Source organism: Enterobacter cloacae complex sp. FDA-CDC-AR_0132 (assembly GCF_003010695.1).
Lineage (GTDB): Bacteria > Pseudomonadota > Gammaproteobacteria > Enterobacterales > Enterobacteriaceae > Enterobacter > Enterobacter ludwigii.
This window is the reverse complement of record NZ_CP027618.1, coordinates 4,090,121-4,110,541: the sequence shown is the minus strand read 5'-3', so window position 1 is coordinate 4,110,541 and position 20,421 is coordinate 4,090,121. Positions and strand designations below refer to the sequence as shown.

The following is a 20,421-nucleotide window of genomic DNA, read 5'->3' as shown; positions in this document are numbered from 1 at the left end:
CCATGTCGTTAAAAAAATCATCCCTGATTGTCCTTTTTGCTCTGCTTTTCTTCTTTGTCGTCAGCACCATTACCAGCGTTGGCCTCATTATTAAAAGTAATAATTCCCTGGATAATGTGAACAAAGAAATCCAGGTTGTGCTGTCGATCATTGATCCCATCAACCACAGCCGTACCTTGCGTGTCAGGGTGATGGAGTACGTGAAGATGGTGGAAGCGGGGAACTCGGCTGACGAGTCGGCGAAACTTTCCGCGGTTAAAGAGGCCCTCACAAAAGCGGATCATGCCTTTGCGGCGTTTATGGCGTCTCCGCGCCTGTCGGATGAAGCGCCGCTGGTGAGCGCGTATCAGGATGCCTGGCAAAACTACCGTAACCAGGGGCTGGCACCGTTGATTGATGCCGCCGCTGCGCACGATGTCGCGAAGTTTAATGCGCTTATCCCGGAGGTGTCCCGCCTCGACCGTCAGTATGAAATCGTTCTCGACCAGGTACTTGCCGTTCACCAGAAATATGCCAAAACCCTGAACGAGGATGCGAGCAGTAATTTCATCTCCGGTCTGGCGATCATTGCGGCGATTGCTTTGTTGTTTGTAATCGTGATTGTTGCCGTCAGCCTGCTGATGAAGCGCTTTGTTTTCGCACCGGTCAACCTGGCACGCGAGCACTGCAGCCAGATTGCCGCCGGTAAACTGGACATTCCAGTGCCGGTAAAAGGCACCTCCGGCAATGAAATCGATCACCTGATGGGCTCAATGGAGCAGATGCGCCAGGCGCTTCTGTCGACTATCGCCCAGGTGCGTGACGCGAGCCATACCGTCACCCACGCCGCGCAGGAAATTGCTTCCGGGAATATCGATCTGGCTTCACGCACCGAGCAGCAGGCCTCCGCGTTAACCCAGACGGCGGCCAGCATGGAAGAGCTGAGCGCGACCGTGGCGAATAACACCGATAACGTTCACCAGGCAGGAAAACTGGTGCAGGACGCGGTGAACAATGCGCACACCGGTGAGGCCGTGACCCGCGAAGTGATCGAAACGATGAATACCATCGCGGCGAACTCTAAGCGCATCGAGGACATCACCAGCGTCATCAACAGCATTGCTTTCCAGACTAACATTCTGGCGCTCAACGCCGCGGTTGAAGCAGCACGCGCCGGCACACAAGGACGCGGCTTCGCCGTGGTGGCCAGTGAAGTGCGCACCCTTGCGCAGAAAAGCGCGGTTGCCGCGAAAGACATTGAAAGCCTGATTGCCCAGTCGGTTTCCAGCGTCAAAAACGGTGCTGAACTGGTGAACCGTTCAGGCGAAGTTATTGATTCAATTATCAGTTCCGTGAATAAAGTGAATACGTTGATGGAGCAGATCTCCGTGGCCTCTGAAGAGCAGAGCCGTGGGATCAGCCAGGTCGGACAGGCGGTGACTGAGATGGATGGCGTGACCCAGCAGAACGCCGCGCTGGTTCAGCAGTCCGCCGCAGCCGCCGCTTCCCTGGAAGAGCAGGCGCAGCAGCTCTCAAGGAGTATTTCGAGCTTTAGTTTGCCGGCGCAGGCTTGATTGATAATGAGAGGCTCCTGAGGGAGCCTTTTTAATGTCTGGCGTAGCTGGAAATCTGCGGAAGCACTCCTATGAGGGAAAGCGTGGGGGCATTTACGGCCAGCATTCGGACTCCGAGCTGGTACAAATTACCTGAGTAGCCGAATGACGCATCGTTCCAAAGCTTTTGGTCGTTAAGTCTTTGACTCCAAAAAGCAGCCTTGCCGCGCCTCGGAGTCCTGTCAATAACTGTGGAATGGGGTGTGACCCCAATCGATATTATCTTGCCCCGCCATCGTTATTGCCCATAGGTTCACGACTAAAATTGATATGACAACTTAGTGTGTAAAAGAATTTTTTAAGTTAGAAAAGAGCACTGAATCACAGTAAAGATTTCTTTCGTTCTCTTGTGAGTTTCTCTTGTTTTTCGCGCAAATCCTTTTGTCTTTTTTAGCTTGTAAGGGTATATGTATGAAAGTCTAAATGGAACTTTTTAGGAATTGATATGCTTCATGAAACGATTCACAATCCTGATCGGTATATGACTGATTTGCGACAAATTTTATCTAAGGGTCGTAAGAAAATAGGTATCCTGTTGGGGGCTGGAGTTCCTACATCGATAAGAGTTGACGAGAATGGCAACCTAGACCAGAGCGGAAAAGCTCTCATTTGCGACATTGCTGGCCTAACAACTTATGTAATTCAGAAACTGAATAAATCGGATTCTGAGGTAATTGACATAATCATACAAGAGATGAAAAAAGTACCAGGGAGAGAAGAGGGGTACTCTCCAAATATCGAAGCCATATTGACTAAAATAAGAAAGTTAGCCCTTGCGATAGGAACGCAAAAAATTAATGATCTTGATGGTGATGGATATAGAGACTTAGGGAGAAGAATTTGCCAGAAAATTGGAGAGCATGTGGCTCCAAAATTGCCTAAAGAAAATAATGCATATAATGAATTAGTGTCTTGGATTTCGGGGATACATAGGGAAAAGGCAGTTGAAATATTTACTCCAAATTATGATCTTTTAATGGAGGAAGCTTTTGAACGTGCAAAGGAGCCTTATTTCGACGGCTTTACTGGTGCGCATTGTCCATTTTTTGATCCTGTCAGCATATCTAATGACGAATTGCCTGCTAGATGGTCTCGACTGTGGAAAATCCATGGTTCATTGGGTTGGGATGTCAAAGATGATGTTGTCATACGAACTGGTAGTCGTGATGCAACAACATTGATTTATCCAGATCATCTTAAATACGACGAAATTACAAGGTTGCCTTATTCAGCTTTATTCGAGAGGCTGCGTAGTTTTTTAACGACTCCTGATAGTCTTTTAATATGTAGTGGTTTTTCATTTTTTGATTCTCATATATGCGCTGTTTTCGATGAAGCATTGGCAGCTAATTCTCACACTGCCATATTCGCTTTTCAATATAAGAATTTAGAGGATGAATTAAACGCGGTAAAATTAGCGAAAAAAAGACCAAATCTGAGTATTTATGCACGTGACGGTGCGGTAATAAGCGGGGTCTCAGGAAAATGGGTACCCGGGGAGCCGCCGAATGATTCTTGGGAAGAAATCAGGAAAACATTTTGGAAGAAAAGCGATAGCTCTGGAATTCATGAGTTCATATTAGGGGATTTTGCTGCATTAGCCCGCTTCTTTTCATTGGCCCAAGCGCTGAATCTTAAAGAAACTTTACTTAGTACTAGCACTCATGCTGGCTTCACCTCGCAACATCCATATGTTGAGAACGAGTCTGAAACTACACTGTATGAGGGCAAGTAATGTTCGCAAATGACCCAACATATGTAGGAAAAGTAGCTGCAGTTACTGGTTCTTCAATCAAAATATTTCTTTCCCATTCAATTTCTTCAGGAATATCGATAATACAGGGGCAAACATATAGTGTTGGACAGGTCGGAAGTTTCATAAGAATTCCTCAAGGATATCAAGATCTTTTTGGTGTTGTCTCAGATGTCGGTGCAAGCGCAGCTCCGGACAACATATACCCTAATGAGCCAGATACTGGCCGATGGATGAATGTTCAATTAGTAGGGGAAGCGTTAGGGGGATATTTCGAGAGGGGTATTAGTCAGTATCCCAATATAGGTGATAAAGTTCATATAGCGATTGAGTCTGATCTAAGGAGGATTTATAACACTAAAGACCAAGGTCATATTCCAATTGGAACATTATCCAGTGCTGAAAATATCGAAGCCAAAATAGCTCTTAATGAACTAATTACAAGGCATTCAGCAGTTTTAGGTTCAACAGGGGCAGGAAAGTCTACGACTATTGCTAGTTTATTGAGGTCCATTACTTCGACAAGCAAAGGGATTCATTTGCCAAGTGCTAGGGTGTTAATGCTGGATATTCATGGCGAATATTCGTCTGCATTAGGTGACGTTGCGCAAGTGTTTAGTGTTGACCCTATTAACAAAGAAGAAAAACTATTGATCCCTTTTTGGGCGCTTGATTCTGATGCTCTGCTCGATTTTTTAACAGGAGGAGTCACTGATAGTCATCAAATTGCATTTACTGATAAAATTAACGAGCTTAAACTAAATTCTCATCATTTGCAGAACTTTGCAGGTATAGATATTCAATCTATAACTGTTGATACGCCTATACCATTTAGCCTTAAGAAGATGTGGCATTCACTTATTAAGTTTGAAACAGCTACTTTTATTGGTGATCAAAGAGATATTTCGACTCTGCAAGATGATGGTGATATTTCAACACTTACAGCTCCAACTTTCACACCTCATGCTATGGGGTCAAAAGGTCCATTTATTAATACCCAAGCACATGGTATTAAACGGCCTTTAAGTCTATTGCGCTCCAAACTATTAGACAGACGTTATGATTTTCTTTTACACCCCGGCCCATGGGAACCTAAAGAGGATGGTAGTGTTGAAAAAGATCTTGATGAATTATTAAAAGGGTGGTTGGGTGGGCCCAAACCAATAACAATTCTTGATTTATCTGGAGTGCCAAGTGGTGTACTTGAGCAGCTTGTAGGGTCAATATTAAAAATAATTTATGAATCATTATTTTGGAGCAGAGAAAAAACTGAAGGCGGCAGAGAACGACCTTTACTGGTTGTTATGGAGGAAGCACATAGGTATTTGTCAAAGCAAAACAACACTCCTGATAACTTAGCCTCTCAAATTGTTCAGAAAATCGCCAAAGAAGGCAGGAAGTATGGTGTGGGAGCAATGATTATTAGCCAGCGGCCTTCAGAAGTGAATGAAACTATACTCTCCCAGTGCGGTACTTTTGTAGCATTGAGATTGACTAACCCTGCAGATCGTAGTCGAATACAAGGTACTTTGCCTGACGGTCTAGTTTCTTTAATGGATGCGCTTCCTATCTTAAAAACTGGAGAAGCAATAGTTACAGGAGAGGCTGCTAAGCTGCCTATGAGGTGTAAGATATACTTACCTGCGCCAGAACATAGACCTCTGAGTGAAGACCCTAAAGTTACAATCAAATGGTCTATCCCGCGAAGAACAGAGGGTTATGATCGTGTAGTTGCATCTTGGCGAGCACAAAACCCAAGAGCAGTGGTAAATACTCTTCTCATAAAACGTGAAGCTGTAGAAGATGAATCCTCAGACGAATAATTTAATGGAGTAAATATGCAACGTAACAATGTCTCATCGTCAAATATTAGCTCGATTGGGTATGATGCGGCCTCTGAAACATTAGAAATAGAGTTTTTGAACTCGTCTATTTACCAATATTATGGAGTACCTTCATTCCTATATGAAAATTTAATGAAGGAAAGTTCTAAAGGGCAATTTTTCAACGCATACATTAGAAATGCATTCCCGTTCTCACGAGTGTAGTTCAGGAACTTCTGAAGGAGTAGATTGACTAGAGAGCTACTCCTTCAGTAATTCACAGATTGGAAGCTTAACGTATGCATTGCCTTGCATGTAAATGCCTGAGGTTTTTATTAGCGAGAATAACTTTCTAGCCAGCTTGGATGCTATCCAGAGGAAAACATGCACCTGCATTAAAACCGCCCCATGAAGCGGGCAGGCGTGGAGGGGAAAGCATTGCGCGCTAAGTTGGCAAATGGATTAAATCATCCGAACGTCTGAGCGCGTTTTTGCCCATTTCAAACTATTAAATCTATGGTGGTTTACGGTCATGCCTCACTGCGATGTCAGGAGGGGCCACGACAGCATTTCATGCATAAAGAATAGGGGGCACTATGGCGTTTGTAGAGGGCAACGTAGTTACATTGAATTCTGGAGATCGTCCGATGACGGTTTTGGGTATCGCTAAAGATATGGGCGCTGCTTGGAAGCATGTTCCGGGAGACTATGTTATAGCAAGATGGATGACCGAAAATGGAGACTCCAAAACTGATGCATTTGACCCTGATACTCTCACTTTTTCAGATCCCGACATCGAATTAGGCTGACATTTGGCAATAGCCGCATTAAGCGGCTATTGCATGTGTTTCATTCATCCTTATCGAGTTTGAAAGGTTTAAATCGTATCACCTCCATTCCGAGCCAGTCGTTAATCTCTTTAAATCGCTTCTGCAGTGGTGACAACTCATTACGCACAAACACCTTTGCCACTTTCTCGACGTCACCCATTGAGCCAATATTCTCGGGCTTGCCGCCCATCAGCTGGAACGGCACGCGGTGCGCGTCGAGCAGGTCAGCGGCGCTCACCTTTTTGATATTGAAAAAGTCATCTTTGGTGGCGACCTCACTCAACGGGGCGATCTTGATGCCGTCCGGTTTCCCATTAAGTGCGTAGAAAAACAGGTTTTTGAAATTCCCGAGTCCCTTTGAGTTGCGCATCGCATCACGCAGCGATTCGACGTCCGTGCTGCTTTGCGCGGCGTCGGTCACATACATGATGTAACCCGCGTGAGCGCCATTCTGATAATACTTGCGACGAAATAGCGTGGCGGATTCATTCAGCCAGGCGGAATTCAATGCGCTCAGGTATTCCGGCATACCGTAAAGCTCCTGATTGATATCCGGCTCCAGCAGGTGAAACACCGAGCCGGGCGCAAATTCGTGCGGATGGGTGAAGCTCGACACGTACCAGTAAACTCCATCCTCGACACCACGGCAGGTGTATTTGGCCGGGGAGGTTTCCAGTTTCAGGAGCTGACCGGTGACTCTCATGCGTTTCTCAAGATAGCCGTTGGCAAAGACCAGATAATCAAGCACAAGGCGGCTGAAATCCTGACGCGACAGCAACGGGGGCGGGATGTAGGTACTCGCCAGAATGTTACGTTTCACGTAAATCGGTGAGCTGTGATGCACGGCGGCGCGCAGGCTTTTCGCCAGTCCCGAGAAGTTGACCGGCGGCTCGTACCATTTCCCGTTATGAATACACTCGACGTAATCGAGAATATCGCGCCTGTCCATCACGGCGGAGGGCTCGCCAAAAGTGAACGCCTCCATTTTTTGCGGTGCACTGGCGGTCGTGGTGGTCGATTTAAATTTTGGTTTTGCCATCTTAATAAATTTCCAGAATAGAGTTTGAATGCATCCCGCTACCGGCGGAAAGCGGTTCGTTTAACAGGGCGTGCATGGTCGCCCACGCGATATCCGCGTGGCTGGTCTCTTCGCTGCGGCTCGCTTCATAGGTCGAGCTGCGCCCGCTGCTGGTCATGGTTTTACGGATAGCCATAAATGACTGCGTGATATCGGTCGCACCGGCGTCATATTCCAGACACCCGCGTCGAATGGTGTCTTTTGCTTTCAGCACCATCGCGGTCTTCATTTCCGGTGTGTAGCGGATGGCGCGCGCCGCCGGGAAGAATGAGCGCACGAGCTGGTAAACACCCTGGCCGATGCCGATCGCATCGATGCCGATATAGTCGACGGTGTATTTTTCAGTGAGTGAACGAATGGCCTCGGCCTGCGCCGCAAAGTCCATGTCTTTCCACTGGTGACGCTCAAGGATGCGGAACTTGCCACCGGCAACCAGCGGCGGAGCCAGTACCGCACAGCCTGCGCTGTCGCCGGTGTGTGACGGGTCATAGCCAATCCAGACCGGGCGCCAGTTAAACGAACGGTCGGCAAATTGTTCGAAGTCATCCCACTCTTCCATCGCATCGACCATGCAGCGCTGCAGCTCCTCGAGCGGGAATACTGACGCCTTATCGTCGACGAACTCACACATAAACAGATTGCGGAAATCGTCGGCACTGTTTTCCTGTTTCAGCTGATCCAGATTGAACAACGTGCAGCCCCCGGCGAGAGCGTCCTCGATGGTGACAATCTGCCGCCACTACCCATCCTAGCCGTGGTGCTGTGGCTGCGCCACGATAACGCGAATTTATCCTGCTCCTTTGAGCGCGCGAACCTGGTCGCCAGTGAGCAAAAGACGACTATCGGGATGCTGAAAAATCAGCTGACCATTTCACAGCGTATTTTCAGGACGAATGAAACCGCGCAGGTCAGGCTCAGTGACGAGCTGACCGCCGCCGGTGAGCTGGCGGCAAGACGAGAACACACCATCACGAGGTTACTGAATGAAAACGAGGAATTACGCCGCTGGTATAGCGCTGATTTGCCTGATGCTGTGCGCCGGTTGCACACCCGAACGGCCTGCACCTCCGCCGGTCATTGTTTACAGCGCCTGCCCGAAGGTGAGCCTCTGCCCGATGCCGGGAAGCGACCCCGTCACTAACGGCGACCTGAGCGCCAATATTCGCAGGCTGGAGGGCGCGCTGGCTGCATGCGCGCTCAAAGTCGAAACCGTCAAAGACTGTCAGGACAAACTCGATGAAGAAAGCACACGGCCTGCGTCAGGCGTTAATTGACGCCGTACCGCAGATAAAAACGAATCCCGAAATGATGCGCATCTTTGCCGATGAGGGGAATATTGACGCGCGTCTCGCGGCCTCGCTCTCGCATGAAAAGATTTACACCCTGAATGTGATCGTGTGTGACTTTGTCGGCGACCCCGATTTGATTTTCGTGCCGGTGGCCGTATGGCTGCGTGAGAATCAGCCGGATATCTGCACCACGGATGAGGGGCGCAAAAGGGGCTATCGATTCCAGATGGTTTTAAACGACGGTGATAGTGTTGATATCAGCATCAGCCTGCAGCTCACTGAGCGCACGCTCGTCAGGGAAGAAAACGGCGCGCTTCACGTCAGCTATGCGCCTGAGCCGCCATTGCCCGAGCCGGTCACGCGTCCGACCGAGCTTTATATCAATGGCGAGCTGGTGAGCAAATTTATCTATCTGCAATTATTTTGCAAGCCCCCATTTTATGACATGAGAATTATAAATTGATTCTTTAAGTTAGCCTCATTGTAGATAATGCTGAGGCTAAGGTAATAATAAAGAAAGTTTTTTAAACTAAAGCTACTATGGTTGTTGTGAATATTGTTTGTAAATACCTTGAAGAAGTTTTCCAAGAAGTTGGTTTTGATAGGCGTTGTGATTAAACATTAATGCCGAGCTTTCATCAATATCTCTGATGATATCTATTTGGTTGTTATTTTTTAATTCATCATAATAAATTTTACAACGAGCAAAATTTACTGCCTCAAAAATAAAACTCTCATACCTTTCTTCAATGATGAAGGTTTTTACTGAGTTGGAAGATTTGGTGTCGTTATTATATTCTACTTTAATATTGAATTCTTTGGTGTTAATGTCTAATAACGCAACTATTTCCTCTCTTGATTTTGTAGTTTCAAGAGAAAACTCAATGCTCTCGTTATCAAATAAAGGGTGTAAATGGGGTTTTTTAGAGAAATTAATTCCTCCTTTTAAACTTGAATTGCAAAGAGAGCAAGATGGTACGAGGTTATATAGGCTTAATGCTAAGTGAGGATAGCTTTCTTTTGGGAAAAAATGATCTAATGTTGGTCTAAATTCTTTTTTAGGCGATCTAACTGTGAAAGCATATGATTGATTGCAATATGGACAACTTCTAGTTTTAGATGCGCTGCATAAATCATAGGCATCATAACTGATGGTTTTAGTGATGAAATTGTTATAATCAAAAATATTAGTTAAATCTTTTTTAAACCCTTTGATTAATTCCCCGTTGTGTTTGTTTTTCCTAATGATGAGATCATAATATTTTGCCGCTAAAAGTAAATCATTAAGTTTATTGGAAATTATGAGGTCTTTTGTCTTTTCGATAAAGTATGTTGTTAAGGTTTTTGGCCCATAACATAGTCCTGCCGTGCTTAAGTGTTTCTCAATTTTACGCATGACAAATGCGTTATGCTTGGATTCTATGGTAGCCCAATTATTCTTAATAGAAATGATCATTTTAAATCCCCGTTTAAAGGAAGTAGTTTCATAATTTCTCTCTCCAGAATATCATTATCTATTGATTGAATAACTAAATAATCTTTTTTTGAGGCTTTTTTTTGTTTGATGTTTATTACAGTCTTATTGATCCGTTGAGATGCGAATTCTCCAATAGTCTTGGTCCCAAAAGATTCATTAAGTAACAAATGAATCGGTGATGCGAATCCTGATGTGGCTTCTGTCTTATCCATTGGGCATATGAAATTTTTAGGAATATCTGTTGCTAATAGTGGCGAATGGGTGGCTAGAATAACCTGTAGGACAGAAATGTTATTGATAGCTTTCACTTTGCGCAAAAAATCATTGACTTTCAGTATATAATTTCTCTGCCATTCTAAGTGAAGATAAGCATCACCTTCATCTATCATTAAGAGTATTTTGCTTATATTTTTTTCAGCAAGTTGATTTATTGCTTTGGAAATTAAGCCCATTTGATGTATGACGGCCAACTGTCCAGAACTCATTTCAATGAGTTTAAACTCAAAGTAATCTTCTACTTCATAATCACTAAGTAATTTCTCTCCCTCATAAGCATCGACAGGGAATGTCATGTATTCAGTGAAGGTGAAGTTACTGTTTATAAATTTCAAAAACGATTCAACTTTTTTTCTTTCTTTCTCAAATTCCTCTAGAGATTTCATTTCGTGACGATTAAGATTTTCGGCCCCATTAAGAAAGTAGTTAAGTATGTTTATTGCTGATGAGTTTTTTATTTTATTTTTTTTCTTAAGTCCGTTAATCGTTATAAGTGATGAAGTAATTTCAATGGGGTTTTCAATTGAAGTAAGGCTTAAATATAGTTCTTGAATTAGTGCGCCAAAAATTGATCTTCTTTTATTTAAGATGCTTGAGTAATTTTTAGTGTTGTCAGGATCCTCATTTTCATTACTCATTTCTCTGGTGAGTTTTTCCAGATGTATTAATTCGTTGAAAATAGAGTGTCGTTGAAGTATTTTTTTTATACGACGATCACTAAGTTTAAAAACTTCATCAAGAATTGATTTTATTATCATCTTTGTGTTGAATTTATATTCAATGCGCGATGCTGGTTTGATATTGAAATATTCAAGTATCTCTTTTGATTCATTTAAGTTGCTTAGCTTTATACCCCTCCCAAATACAGGTGAGGCATCAATGAAATTTTTTGATGGAGAATATCTTTCTCTAAATGGTATTGGTGAGAAATATACAACCCCCCAATATCTAGATTCGTTTTTGACATCTTGTCTAGGTATATTGAAAAAATCAATTTCACAACCTCCAGTAAATGCTCCTATATGAGATGATTTGAATTCATTTATAACCTGACTAAGGAAATGTGTTTTCCCTGTTCCGTTCTCACCTATTAATAAAGAAATGGAATCAATGTCAAAAATATTTGAACTTTCATCCACTGCATTTCTTAACTCTAATTTTTTTTCATCAACAGAAAGGCTGCGTATCAATTTGAACTCCTGAGTATATTATTTATACAAGAAAGAAAAGATTTGGTTGATATGTTACCAAAAATTGCATTGCCAGACTGAAAAATGTTGGTGGTTGCAAGCGAAATACATATTCGCATATTATTGAATCATTTGTCATTAATGTGAACTGAGTTAGTTTAGAATTTTACACCTTAGCGGATAGACACCGCAATTGCGTGGGTCGTATCAATCAGTTTACTTTTGTATTGTCGAGCCTTGTTGTAGCTAGTTATCCTGCTGTTCCTGTGTAGGGAAGTACGTTTTGTATACAGTTTTTGACGCTATAAATTTATCAACATAGTGGTAGAGCTGTTCAAAGTAGAGATATTCTCCATTTTTTTAATTTATGGCAAGATTGTATGTACCGGTTTCAATTCAATACTTTACAGTTTGAGTTCACAAAGATTAAACGTTCAGCAAAAATTTAAATTGGTATTTCTTGGTCGCTGACTGTTGTTTCATCCCTCACCAAACCCCGTTCGATTGCCGCTGACCTTGCCCAGCGGCATGCTTTCCCCATGAACAATCTAAATTCTCTGCAGGATATCGCTCGGGCGATCCGCAACCTTATCCGTACCGGCATTGTGACCGACATCGACCACGTCGAGGGGCTCTGTCGCGTCCAGACCGGCGGGATGGAAACCACGTGGCTAAACTGGCTGACCTCTCGCGCCGGTCGCTCGCGTGTGTGGTGGGCTCCGTCCGTTGGCGAGCAGGTGCTGATTCTTTCTATCGGCGGCGAGCTTGATACCGCTTTTGTGCTGCCTGGCATTTTCTCTGACGACAGTCTCGCGCCGTCTGCTTCCCCCGATGCGCTTCATGTGTCCTTTCCTGACGGGGCGGTTATCGAGTGCGAGCCCGGCAACGGGTCGCTCACCGTATCCGGTATCAAAACCGCAGACATTACCGCGTCGGATTCCCTTACCGCCGCCGTGCCGGTGGTGGTGCTGAAAGCCCAAACCCGCATCACCCTCGATACACCCGAGGTGGTGTGTACCAACAAGCTCATAACCAGCTCACTCGAAGTGGAGAAGGGCGGGACGATGAAAGGTGATATCACGCACAATGGCGGGAAATTTATCTCTAACTGCGTCCAAGCGGATGACCACGCACACGGCAATGTTCAGAGCGGCGGGAGCTGGACAAAGGAGACCAAACCCCGCAAGGCATGCTAGCGGGGCTTCTCATATCGATGTGGTCAACATGTGGGCATGGCCTGAAATAAATCCTTTTATTTCATTATGTTGGAGTATTTTCAAAAGCTCCTGCGGGAGCCTTTTTAATGTCTGACGTAACTGGAAAGTCGCGCCCCCCCCCAGGTCCGCTATGTGCCTTTGCAGATTCAGGAAAAGGCCATTCGATACGGTATCAGAACGCAAGGCCCTCTGTAAAAACCGGGGTTTTTCCGGTACAAAGCACGTATGTATAAGCTTGTGGAAGACAGGAAAAACAAAGGCACTTAGAGTTAAGAGTCTAATCGTTTTGAGGTTCTGTTCAGGGAGACTAACTGGACAATCATGAATTTTCAGTACATGCCGTGAAGAGGGGATCATGATAGATATCACAAGTGGTGACAGGCATCTTAAATTAACACCCTATGAAAGGCTGACTGAAGAGGAGGTACCTGCCTATAGCCGTATTATGGTATGGGTTGAATTCTCGATCCCTGTCTTAAAAACGGAGTTTGCTGCAGAGTTTTTTGTCGGTCAGCTAGAGCAGTTCAGGAATGATACACATGCTCTCCACCAAGCCTTAAAGACAGGGGGAAAGTCTAAGGATATTAGTTTAACCTCGGCATTCGAGCAGGTTATGCTTAAGTTTCATCAGGCGCATTTTGCCGGTGCTGTTGCCGTTAGTATGGTACTGAAGCCCGAAAACCATGCTGACAGTATTACCCTTGACGATTCCTTCGATATTGATGAAAGTTACTTTCCCGGCATGCTCTCAGGTCTGGACGACATCATTTCATGGCAAAACTGATGCCTGGATTAAGCAAAAAAACCGACACTTAAAATGCAGGTCGTTTTATTCCTTAAGAGGAAAACGGCACATTACATGTCAGTTATGCCTGGAGCCTCCGTTGTCGGAGCCCGTCACCCGGCGAAAAGAGCGCTATACCAACGGCGAATTGGTAAGCATATGGTATGAGTGACTTTAAGCCTTTTAACGACCAGCGACTTCACCCGTTTAGGTGGCATGCTAAACACGCTATTATCCTCACTCATCTTCCTTGCGTTGTTGGCAATCATCCTGGCCGCTATCGCCACCGCATTAGTTAAACGAATTTTCGTAGTCGGGAGGCGACGCATAGCGCCCACCCGTCGTGAGCGATATGCGTTAAAATCCGTAAGCACAAAAAATTTTATATTCTCCCCAGCAATATTTCCCCGCCTCATCCGTCTACCTCATCACAAGCCATACTCAATCACTGTAAATGAGGTAAACACCATGAGAGATTTCGATATGCACGGAAGAGGGCACGGACGCGGGTTTGGCCGCCACCGTATGGGTAAAGGGCTGGTGATAGGCGCGGTAATCGTCCTTGTACTGGGACTGGTGGTCATGACCCTGTGGAATGCCTTACTCCCGGCCATTCTTGGCGTGAAAGCCATCGGTTTCTGGCAGGCGCTGGGAATTCTGGTATTAAGCCGGATCCTGTTCGGCGGACTGGGTTTCCGCCCGGGGATGTTCGGCGCGCACCGTCGTATGCACGAACGCTGGATGAACATGACCCCCGAACAGCGTGAGGCGTTTATTCAGCAGCGTCGCGAAGGCTTTGGTCGCCATGGTCGCGGGCATTGCGGCTGGCACGGTCATCGCGAAGATAAACGCGACGACAGCGCGCCAAAAACGCCGGAAGCAGAGTGAGCGAGATGAAAACCGGGCTGGCGGGAGAGTCATTGCTGATGTCGGCGCTTAATGCCTGCCGCGCCCGGCTGAAATCCTTTATCCGCGGACGAACGTCCGTGCGCGATGATGCCGACGATATTTTGCAGGAAGTCACCTATCAGCTGATGAAAGTGGAGCAGCCGGTCGAAAACGTCGCCGCCTGGCTGTTTCGCGCGGCACGTAATGAGATGACCGACCGGGCGCGGAAAAAACGTGAGGTCTCTCTTTCAGGATATTTTACCGGGGATGATGAGGACTTCCCCGAAGATGAACTGGCGGAAACCCTGTTCGGTGTCCCGCATACGCCGGAGGAGGAGTACCTCAAAACGCTGCTGTGGGAAGAGCTGGGCCAGGCGCTGTCTGAACTTCCGCTGCTTCAGCGCGAGGTTTTTGAAAAAACGGAGCTCCAGGGCTACAGCATTAAAATGCTGGCAGAGGAAACCGGGGCCAGTGAGCAGGCGCTGTTATCGCGTAAGCACAAGGCGGTGCTTTTCCTGCGCACGCGACTGCGGGACGTCTATGATGCGCTGACCGGTGACTAACGGCGACAGACAAAACCTTACATTATCAGGACTTGTAGATTCATCACTATCGTTTATGATCGGGGCGTCTGGTAAATTTGGAGCGTTATGCGCAACCGTCAGCTTCTGGGAAAATGGCTTTTGATAATCACATGTGTGGCGATGGCTATTTGCCTGGTGCAGCGTGCGGTTTATCTCAACCATTTTTTGCAGGGACTGGATCCGCAAACGACCCTGATTGCTGATGCCCCGGCTCAAACCAGCGACGCTGAGCCGTCCGGGCCATCGCCGTGTCAGTTAGGCGCACACTCGCTGCTTTGTGCTCAGCCTCTGTTCTTTGATGGTGCGCTACCGGCGATTATCATCTTCTTCGCGCTACTTCAGTTGTTTACGCAAGGGCGGGCATGCGTTCCGAGAGAACAGCCCGTTCATGCACCGCCTCCCCGAATACACCTCAAAAACTGCGTTTTCCGTGAATGAAAAGCATCGTCACCACACGATAATTTTCACTATTCACGGAGTAAAACATGTTTAACCTCTTCAGGGGATTCGTCTTCCTGTGGCTGTCCTGCATCGGCATTGTCCATGCGGCGGATACAGGCTGGCTGGTTTCCCCGCAAAACGATCATGCCCGGATCCGCGTTCAGGCGGAAAGGGAGCAAAACCGCATCCTCGCGCTGCTCACCGTTGAGCTGCAGCCAGGCTGGAAAACCTACTGGCGTTCACCCGGCGAGGGCGGCGTAGCCCCGAAAATCACCTGGCCGGCTGGCGTAACGGATGACTGGCACTGGCCGGTGCCTTCGCGCTTTGATATCTCCGGGATGACCACCCAGGGCTATCACGATAAGGTCATCATCCCCATCACTCTCGACGGTGCGGCGGGGGATGCGCTCGACGGGACGCTTACCCTTTCCACGTGCAGTAATGTCTGTCTGCTGACGGACTATAAGCTGCACCTTGATTTTAACCAGCCGGTGGATGAGGGATTCAGCCACGCGTTTGAACGCGCGATGCAGGCCATTCCCGCGACATCTGGCGTGTCCGCAGACCTGTCAGCCTGGTTATCAGACGACAAGCTGATCATTACGGGAACCACGCAAGGGCAATGGGACAAGCCGGGGATCTATTTTGACCCGCTGGAAGGCGACATTCTTCCCGGTGAACCGACCCTCGAAGCCGACGGCAATCAGCTTCGGGTAACGGTGCCCGTGACCGATGAGTGGGGAGATAAACCCACTTCGCTGCAGGGAAAAGCGCTGTCGTTTGTGCTCACCAATGGCGATAAAGCGCAGCAAACCGTGATGACCGTCGGGGCAACGCCCGCGGAACCGTCAGCGGCGGGCGTGTCTGAGGGAACCGGCAAAATGGTGCTCTTTGCGCTACTGGGCGGGTTGATTCTGAACCTGATGCCTTGCGTGCTGCCGGTGATGGGCATGAAGCTCAACAGCGTGCTCCATGCGGGCTCAGACAGACGGATGATCAGGCTCCGTTTTCTGGCAACCAGTGCCGGGATCCTGGTCTCCTTTATGCTTCTGGCCGCAATGGTCACCGCGCTTAAGCTGACCGGTGCCTCGCTGGGCTGGGGTATTCAGTTCCAGAATCCGTGGTTTATTGGCCTGATGGTTGCGGTGACCTTCCTCTTCGCACTCAATCTGTTCGGGGCGTTTGAGATGCTGCTGCCTTCTGCCGCCGCAGGACGGCTGGCAACGGCAGGGGGAACGGGGCTTGCCGGCAGTTTCTGCGAAGGGATGTTTGCAACGCTGCTGGCCACACCATGTTCTGCGCCGTTCCTCGGCACGGCGGTGGCCTTTGCCCTTGGCGCACCGCTGCATTCCCTGTGGCTTATCTTCCTGATGCTCGGCGTGGGGATGAGTTTGCCTTGGTTGTTCGTTGCACTGGTTCCAAAAACCGCCATGCTGCTGCCAAAACCCGGTCGCTGGATGAACGGCCTGAAGATTATTCTTGGCCTGATGATGCTGGCTTCCAGCCTGTGGCTGGTGACGTTGCTTAGCCCTCATCTGGGTGAGGCGGTGAGCCAGAGCGTGATGTTAGTGCTTATCGTCGTCGCTATCGCACTGCTTGCGATGACCGGGCATAAAACCTCGCCACTGTTCTGGTGCGTGGTGATCGCGCTGTCAGCCTTTGGCGGGTACCAGCTGCGCGGGTTGCTTACCTCACCGCCTGTAACAAACACCGCAAGCGTCGCTCAGGCAATCCCGTGGCAACCGCTAAGTGAAGATGCTATTCAGGGTGCCCTTGCGCAGGGCAAACGGGTCTTCGTGGATATCTCCGCGGACTGGTGTGTTACCTGCAAGGTGAACGAGCATCGGGTGTTGAATCAGCCTGACGTTATTGCCGCGCTTAGCCAGCCGGACGTGGTGGCGCTGCGTGGCGACTGGAGCAAGCCTTCAGCGTTTATCGCCGAATTCCTTGAAAAGCGAAACCGTTACGCCATCCCGTTTAATGAGGTGTACGGCCCGGGCTTCCCTGAGGGGGAGATGCTTTCGCCGCTGCTGGATAAAGACACGCTTATTGCCACCCTGAACAACGCTAAAGGCTAAATGTATTATGAAAAGAATCCTTATTACGCTTCTGCTACTGTTGACCTCAGCGCAGGTGATGGCGGCGCAGACCATGACGCCGGAACAGGAGCAACGTGCACAGAAGATGGTTTATGACTTTCTGTTTAACGACCCGGACTCGCCGCGCATTGGCGCTAAGGATCCGAAGCTCACCCTGGTGGTCTTTACGGATTACAACTGCCCGTACTGCAAGAAATTCGATCCTTACCTGGAAAAGATCGTCGAAAAACACCCGGATGTGGCGGTGGTATTTAAGTTTTTGCCTTTCCGGTCGGAAAGTTCACTGACCTCAGCACGCGATGCCTTAACCGTCTGGCGCTCGCATCCTGAGCAGTTTATGAAATTTAACCATACCCTGATGGCCAAAAAGGGATATCACGATGACGCCAGCATTCAGGAGGCGCAAAAACGGGCCGGGGTGAACGTCACAACGCCTGATGATGAGAGCCTGGTGACGATCAAACGCAGCCTGATCATCGCCGAAAAGATGGGTATCCAGGGAACACCGGCCACGCTGATTGGCGACGGGTTACTCCCGGGCTGGGTTCCTTTTGAACAGTTCGATGAAATGGTCAGTGACGCACTGAAAAATCGTTAACGTGAAGGGGGCGGTTCGCCCCCAATGATCCCGGAGCGGAAAATGAAAAAATTACTGTTACTGTCGGTGCTGGCAACGTCAGGGCTGGCACAGGCCGCTGAAGCGATACCGGATGTGGTGAAGCTCTTCAGCGAGCAGCAGAATATCAAAATCATTAAGAAAATTGATGCGCCAGGGGGCGCGCCGGCCTGGCTGGGGCAGTATCAGGATATGGGCGTTACGCTGTTTTTAACCCCTGACGGCAAGCACGTAATTTCTGGCTATCTGTACGATGAAAAAGGAAAAAACCTGAGTGAAGGCTATTTCCAGAAAGAGATCTACGCCCCGATGGGACGCGAAATGTGGAAGCAACTGAATGCGGCGCATCCCCTGAAAGAGGGGGCGGATAACGCTCCGCGCAAAGTCTTCGTCTTTGCCGATCCGTTCTGCCCGTACTGCAAGCAATTCTGGTCCGAGGCGCAGCCGTGGGTGAAGGCGGGCAAGGTGCAGCTTAATACGCTGCTGGTGGCGTTTCTCAACCCCAACAGTGGGCGTAATGCCTCCGCTATCCTGAATGCGAAAGATCCCGTTTCGGCATGGCGTGATTACGAGCTTTCTGGCGGGAAAAAATTGCCAAAACCGCAGGGCACTGCATCCCGTGAAACCGTCGACATACTGCAAAAACACCAGACGTTAATGGACAACCTGGGCGCGAACGCTACGCCCGCCATTTATTATCTGAATGCCGATAATGAGCTTCAGCAGGTGGTCGGCATGCCGGATGAAAAACAGCTTGAGGCGATGTTTGGGCCGAAGCCGTAGTCAAAAACAGGCAGAAACAGGGTGTTTCTGCCTGATGTTGACCGGTCAGCTACCCCAGCGTCCGCGCAGGTAGCTGACGGCTTCCTGCGTCTGCGGCTGGTTAAGATAATCTTCGCGGAACAGGATCGTGCCATTCACGTTGGGCAGTGAATCGTTCAGATCGAGCTGTTTTTTCAGCTCCGGCACGCCGCCCTGAACCGTCCAGTCCGGTTCATTTTTCGACGGTTCACCTACCTTGTAGAACGCAATGCCGATATACAGGCGGGTATGCGTCGGTTTCACCACCTCTGCCCACCATTTCGTCAGCACGTCATAGCGCGCCGCATCCCGGGAGAAAGGCCAGTAAATTTGTGGCGCGATATAGTCCAGCAGACCCTGCTGCACCCACTGACGCGTGTCGGCATAGGATTCATCGTAGGCTGCGGCACCGCGCGTGTCTGAGCCTGCCGGGTCGAATGAGCGGTTACGCCATACGCCAGCCGGGCTGACACCAAACTCCACGCCCGGTTTCGTCTGCTTAATGGCCCGGGAGACCTGCACAATCAGCTGCTGTGTATTGTGGCGGCGCCAGTCTGCTTTAGAGGCAAATCCCTGACCGTATTGTCTGAAAGTCTGCGCGTCATTGAGCGCGGATCCCGGTGATTCGGTATAGAAATAGTCGTCAAACTGCACGCCATCAATGGGATAGTGCGCAACCACTTCGGTGACCACCTGCGTTATCCAGTCACGCACTTGCGGAATGCCGGGGTCGAGCACAAAACGATCGCCGGCAATACGAATCCATTCCGGGTGCTGGACATAAACGCTGGAAGGCTGCAATGACGACGTGCGGTTCAGCGCGGCAATGGTCGACGGTTTGGTATTGGTTGAAACACGGTAAGGGTTGAACCAGGCATGGACTTTCATGCCGCGTTTGTGCGCTTCATCGAGCATAAACTGCAGCGGATCGTAGCCCGGGTACTCGCCGATATTGCCGGTGAGCATATCTGACCACGGCAGAATTTTAGACGACCAGAGCGCCGTGCTGTCCGGTTTGACCTGGAAAAACACGGTATTGATACCGAGGTGCCTAAGCTTGTCGAGCTTGTTCGTCAGGGCCTGTTTTTGCATCGCGATACGGTCTTGCGCATCGCGGCCATTCACTGAGGCCACCGGGGGCCAGTCCAGGCGTGAGACGGTTGCCAGCCAGATCCCACGCATCGGCTCGTTAGCCTGCTGGGTCGGTTTGCTCGCGGTCGGGAGAGGCGTTACCAGTGATTTTGGTGGTTTTGAGGAGCAACTAACAAGTAAAAGTGCGCAGGCAGTCAGCGCACCAATCCGTTTTACATGTCGCGTCATTTGCGTTTTAGCTCTTGGTTATCCGACTGTTAGCCCAGGGGTTAAAGGCGGGTTCGTCCGGTTCTGCGATCCCCTCATCATTCAGGGAATCAAGATACAGGGCTTCAACTTCTGCGCGAGCCCAGGGCGTGCGGCGCAGAAATTTCAGGCTCGATTTAACGCTTGGGTCTTTTCTGAAACAGTTAATTTTGATTCGATCGCCCAACTCACTCCAGCCATATCGTGCAACCAGGGCATTGACCTGCATCTCCAGCGTTACGCCATGTAAAGGGTCTTTAGAAAGGTGTGCAGTCATAAGCGTCCGGATGTCTCAGTTCTTGTGGGGTTGGGGTTAACGACGAAAGGGTACAAGAAAGCAGGGGA

At 48.5% G+C, this 20,421-nt stretch carries 21 protein-coding genes and 2 pseudogenes; 17 read left to right on the top strand and 6 right to left on the bottom strand.

From position 1 onward, the window contains the following. Positions 1 to 2: 2 nt before the first annotated feature. From AM379_RS19915 to AM379_RS19895, 5 genes are all read left to right on the top strand, one after another. Positions 3 to 1,553 carry a methyl-accepting chemotaxis protein gene (locus tag AM379_RS19915; protein WP_059306097.1) on the top strand — a complete coding sequence of 517 codons (1,551 nt, stop codon included), beginning with the start codon at positions 3 to 5 and terminating at the stop codon, positions 1,551 to 1,553. A 484-nt stretch (positions 1,554 to 2,037) separates the two neighbouring features. Next, positions 2,038 to 3,327 (top strand): SIR2 family protein, encoded by a 1,290-nt coding sequence (locus AM379_RS19910; RefSeq protein ID WP_106504137.1) that lies wholly within the window; start codon positions 2,038 to 2,040, stop codon positions 3,325 to 3,327. Continuing rightward, positions 3,327 to 5,168: an ATP-binding protein gene (locus AM379_RS19905; RefSeq protein ID WP_106504136.1), complete on the top strand. Its 1,842-nt coding sequence runs from the start codon at positions 3,327 to 3,329 to the stop codon at positions 5,166 to 5,168. Before AM379_RS19910 ends, AM379_RS19905 begins: the two co-directional genes overlap by 1 nt. A gap of 15 nt (positions 5,169 to 5,183) precedes the next feature. Then, positions 5,184 to 5,393: a KTSC domain-containing protein gene (locus AM379_RS19900; protein ID WP_106504135.1), complete on the top strand. Its 210-nt coding sequence runs from the start codon at positions 5,184 to 5,186 to the stop codon at positions 5,391 to 5,393. A gap of 371 nt (positions 5,394 to 5,764) precedes the next feature. Beyond that, a complete protein-coding gene (locus AM379_RS19895) occupies positions 5,765 to 5,977 on the top strand; it encodes a DUF2158 domain-containing protein (RefSeq protein ID WP_106504134.1) in 213 nt (70 codons plus the stop codon). A gap of 40 nt (positions 5,978 to 6,017) precedes the next feature. Here AM379_RS19895 and AM379_RS19890 read toward each other — a convergent pair whose 3' ends face one another. Together AM379_RS19890 and AM379_RS19885 are read right to left on the bottom strand one after the other, a co-directional pair. Beyond that, positions 6,018 to 7,037 (bottom strand): phage portal protein, encoded by a 1,020-nt coding sequence (locus AM379_RS19890; RefSeq protein ID WP_106504133.1) that lies wholly within the window; start codon positions 7,035 to 7,037, stop codon positions 6,018 to 6,020. Position 7,038: 1 nt separating this feature from the next. Then, positions 7,039 to 7,815, bottom strand: a pseudogene (locus AM379_RS19885) (phage terminase large subunit family protein); the annotation flags it as partial. On the opposite strand from AM379_RS19885, the gene lysB reads away from it, so the two are divergent. The 3 genes from lysB to AM379_RS19870 are packed head-to-tail and all read left to right on the top strand — an operon-like array spanning position 7,807 to position 8,828. Beyond that, positions 7,807 to 8,217 carry an Rz-like lysis system protein LysB gene (lysB, locus tag AM379_RS24415; protein WP_106504131.1) on the top strand — a complete coding sequence of 137 codons (411 nt, stop codon included), beginning with the start codon at positions 7,807 to 7,809 and terminating at the stop codon, positions 8,215 to 8,217. The pseudogene AM379_RS19885 and the gene lysB sit on opposite strands and share 9 nt — an antisense overlap. Next, entirely contained in the window at positions 8,105 to 8,350 is a 246-nt protein-coding gene (lysC, locus tag AM379_RS19875) for an Rz1-like lysis system protein LysC (protein WP_106504130.1), read from the top strand. Before lysB ends, lysC begins: the two co-directional genes overlap by 113 nt. Next, entirely contained in the window at positions 8,313 to 8,828 is a 516-nt protein-coding gene (locus tag AM379_RS19870; protein WP_106504129.1) for a phage tail protein, read from the top strand. Before lysC ends, AM379_RS19870 begins: the two co-directional genes overlap by 38 nt. 75 nt (positions 8,829 to 8,903) lie before the next feature. Here the strand turns inward: AM379_RS19870 and AM379_RS19865 are convergent, their stop codons facing one another. Both AM379_RS19865 and AM379_RS19860 read right to left on the bottom strand, forming a co-directional pair. Next, complete coding sequence (locus tag AM379_RS19865; protein ID WP_106504128.1) at positions 8,904 to 9,821, bottom strand: hypothetical protein; 918 nt, start codon at positions 9,819 to 9,821, stop codon at positions 8,904 to 8,906. Continuing rightward, on the bottom strand, positions 9,818 to 11,308 hold the full coding sequence (locus AM379_RS19860; RefSeq protein WP_106504127.1) for an AAA family ATPase: 1,491 nt from the start codon (positions 11,306 to 11,308) through the stop codon (positions 9,818 to 9,820). The genes AM379_RS19865 and AM379_RS19860 overlap by 4 nt, the downstream gene beginning before the upstream one ends. 539 nt (positions 11,309 to 11,847) lie before the next feature. Between AM379_RS19860 and AM379_RS19855 the strand changes: the two genes are divergently transcribed. From AM379_RS19855 to dsbG, 9 genes and pseudogenes are all read left to right on the top strand, one after another. Beyond that, on the top strand, positions 11,848 to 12,504 hold the full coding sequence (locus AM379_RS19855; RefSeq protein WP_106504126.1) for a phage baseplate assembly protein V: 657 nt from the start codon (positions 11,848 to 11,850) through the stop codon (positions 12,502 to 12,504). Between the two features lie 376 nt (positions 12,505 to 12,880). After that, positions 12,881 to 13,309: a WapI family immunity protein gene (locus AM379_RS19845; protein WP_106504124.1), complete on the top strand. Its 429-nt coding sequence runs from the start codon at positions 12,881 to 12,883 to the stop codon at positions 13,307 to 13,309. A 56-nt stretch (positions 13,310 to 13,365) separates the two neighbouring features. Further along, a pseudogene (locus AM379_RS24410) lies at positions 13,366 to 13,481 on the top strand (phage tail protein); the annotation flags it as partial. Between the two features lie 296 nt (positions 13,482 to 13,777). Then, positions 13,778 to 14,197, top strand: coding sequence for a hypothetical protein (locus tag AM379_RS19835; RefSeq protein WP_014170113.1), 420 nt, complete (start codon positions 13,778 to 13,780; stop codon positions 14,195 to 14,197). A 5-nt stretch (positions 14,198 to 14,202) separates the two neighbouring features. Next, positions 14,203 to 14,760 (top strand): RNA polymerase sigma factor, encoded by a 558-nt coding sequence (locus AM379_RS19830; protein ID WP_106504372.1) that lies wholly within the window; start codon positions 14,203 to 14,205, stop codon positions 14,758 to 14,760. 87 nt (positions 14,761 to 14,847) lie between these two features. After that, positions 14,848 to 15,219: a hypothetical protein gene (locus tag AM379_RS19825; RefSeq protein WP_106504123.1), complete on the top strand. Its 372-nt coding sequence runs from the start codon at positions 14,848 to 14,850 to the stop codon at positions 15,217 to 15,219. A gap of 47 nt (positions 15,220 to 15,266) precedes the next feature. After that, positions 15,267 to 17,300: a protein-disulfide reductase DsbD family protein gene (locus AM379_RS19820; protein WP_032678181.1), complete on the top strand. Its 2,034-nt coding sequence runs from the start codon at positions 15,267 to 15,269 to the stop codon at positions 17,298 to 17,300. Between the two features lie 7 nt (positions 17,301 to 17,307). Then, a complete protein-coding gene (locus tag AM379_RS19815; protein WP_032678180.1) occupies positions 17,308 to 17,919 on the top strand; it encodes a DsbA family protein in 612 nt (203 codons plus the stop codon). A gap of 42 nt (positions 17,920 to 17,961) precedes the next feature. Then, positions 17,962 to 18,720, top strand: coding sequence for a thiol:disulfide interchange protein DsbG (gene dsbG, locus AM379_RS19810; RefSeq protein WP_032678179.1), 759 nt, complete (start codon positions 17,962 to 17,964; stop codon positions 18,718 to 18,720). Positions 18,721 to 18,765: 45 nt separating this feature from the next. Here dsbG and AM379_RS19805 read toward each other — a convergent pair whose 3' ends face one another. Then, a complete protein-coding gene (locus AM379_RS19805; protein ID WP_032678178.1) occupies positions 18,766 to 20,058 on the bottom strand; it encodes a glycoside hydrolase family 10 protein in 1,293 nt (430 codons plus the stop codon). A 7-nt stretch (positions 20,059 to 20,065) separates the two neighbouring features. Continuing rightward, complete coding sequence (locus tag AM379_RS19800) at positions 20,066 to 20,353, bottom strand: VF530 family DNA-binding protein (RefSeq protein WP_014170105.1); 288 nt, start codon at positions 20,351 to 20,353, stop codon at positions 20,066 to 20,068. Positions 20,354 to 20,421: the final 68 nt, after the last annotated feature.